2 protein-coding genes and 1 pseudogene are annotated in these 2012 nt (G+C 76.9%); all 3 read left to right on the forward strand.

From position 1 onward, the window contains the following. Positions 1–702 (forward strand): annotated as a pseudogene (locus tag NWP09_RS12600) (FHA domain-containing protein); the annotation flags it as partial. Beyond that, positions 699–1526 carry a PP2C family serine/threonine-protein phosphatase gene (locus NWP09_RS12605; protein ID WP_258275846.1) on the forward strand — a complete coding sequence of 276 codons (828 nt, stop codon included), beginning with the start codon at positions 699–701 and terminating at the stop codon, positions 1524–1526. The pseudogene NWP09_RS12600 and the gene NWP09_RS12605, both read left to right, overlap by 4 nt. Continuing rightward, the coding region (locus NWP09_RS12610) for a hypothetical protein (RefSeq protein ID WP_258275847.1) at positions 1523–2012 on the forward strand (490 nt) is incomplete at its 3' end. The genes NWP09_RS12605 and NWP09_RS12610, both read left to right, overlap by 4 nt.

A 2012-nucleotide genomic window follows, 5' to 3' on the forward strand; every position in this document is an offset into this window, starting at 1 on the left:
GCGCGGCCCCAGCAGCCGGTCGCGCCGTCGGCCGCGCCCCTCGCGGTCGACCGCCCCGAGCGCGCCGACACCGGGCCGGCTCGACCGTCCGGGTACCGACCCGGCGAGCTGAGCGGGCGACCCGTCGTCGCCGAGGGCCCAGGGGGCGGCGGCGCCTCCACGATCGGCGGCATCGTCGACAGCGTGCCCGGCCGCGAGCCGGCGCACCCTGCCGCGCCCGCCGCGGCGCCCATCGACGAGCACACGATCATCGAGCCGGAGCTCGAGGGCGAGTGGGGCGGCGAGGAGGTCGACGACCGCACCGTGCGCCGCATCGAGGTCGTCGCGGCCGACGAGGACCTCGAGGCCACGCGCGCCCGCCCACCGGCGCGCACGCCGGTCGCGACGCTCGCGTTCGACACCGGCGACCGCTTCGCGATCCACGGCGCCGCGCTCATCGGGCGCAACCCCGCGCCGAGCGCGGGCGAGGTGGTCGAGCACCTGCTCCCGATCGCGGATGAGACCCGCTCGATCTCGAAGACGCACCTGCTCATCACCGCGAGCCCGCTCGCCGCGATCGACCGGGCCTCGACGAACGGGTCGAGCATCGTGCGCGACGGCGCCGAGACCGCCCTCGAGCCCGGCAGGCCGGTGCCGCTGCTGCCCGGCGACGTCGTCCGCTTCGGCGACCGCACGCTCGCGATCGAGGCGGGCGAGCCGTGAGCGCGATCGGCGAGTTCCGCTACAGCCACCCCTCGATCGCGCTGCGCTGGGCGGCCACGACCCATCCCGGCATGCGCCGCGAGGTCAACGAGGACTCGGTCTTCGCATCCTTCCCCGTGTTCGTCGTCGCCGACGGGATGGGCGGGCACGCGTCGGGCGACGTCGCGAGCGCCCTCGCCATCGAGGCCTTCCGGGGCCTGAAGGGCCGCGCGCTCGCCGACGTCGAGTGCGTCGAGACCGCGCTCGAGCACGCGTTCGAGAGCGTGCACGCGAGCGCGGTGGGGGAGCCCGCAGGAGGCTCGACCCTCTCGGGCGCAGTGCTCGTCGACGTCGGCGGCGTCGCCCACTGGCTCGTCCTCAACATCGGCGACTCGCGCACCTACCTGCACGAGCACGGGCGGCTCGAGCAGGTCACCGTCGACCACTCCGTCGTGCAGGAGCTGGTCGAGCACGGCGCGCTGCGGCGCGCCGACGCCCGCCACCACCCCCACCGCAATGTCATCACGCGCGCCCTCGGCGCCGGGGAGCGCCAGCCGGCCGACGTCTGGCTGCGGCCGGCCGAGCGCGGCCAGCGGCTGCTCGTGTGCTCCGACGGCCTGACCGGCGAGGTCGACGACCGCGAGATCGCCGAGCTGCTCGACGAGGTCGCGTCGCCCGCCGCGGTCGCCGCGCTCCTGCTGCGCCGCGCGCTCGATGCCGGGGCCGCCGACAACGTGAGCGTCGTGGTCGTCGACGTCGACGCCGTCGCGCTCGCCGACGACGAGCTGCTCGACACGCGCGGCCGCAGCATCGACGACACCATCCCGAGAGAGGCCCTGCGATGACCGCACGCATCGAGTACGCACCGGGCGAGGCGTGGTGCGTCGCCGCGGGCCGCGCGGTGCTCGTGTGCGAGCGCGACCTCCCGGCCGTGCGCGCCCGCGCGCTGCACGACGCCGCCGCGACGGTCGAGACCGCCGAGGCCCTGCGGCAGCTGCTCGCGCTCGAGCCGACCGCGCTCCTCGGGATCGTCGACGCGGGAGGCGCGCGCGCGCTCCTGCGCAGGCACGGCGTGCCTGCGACCGCCGACGACGCTCCGCTGCCCGACCGCTTCGGCGAGGACTGGGCGCTCGACGAGCCCGATCCCGCTGCCTCGGTCGCCGCGGGCGATCTCCCCGCGCTCCTGGGCGACACGCTGCCGCTCGACGGAGGCGTCGTGCGCGTCGCGGCGCTGCGCGTCGCGGCTGTCCCGGCGGACGCGGTCGCGACTCCGGCCGTCGGCGCCGCGGTCGAGGCCGGTGTCGACGAGACGCGCACGGGGGCGTTCGGCC

Origin of the sequence: Agrococcus sp. HG114, assembly GCF_024723325.1 — a bacterium.
Lineage (GTDB): Bacteria > Actinomycetota > Actinomycetes > Actinomycetales > Microbacteriaceae > Agrococcus.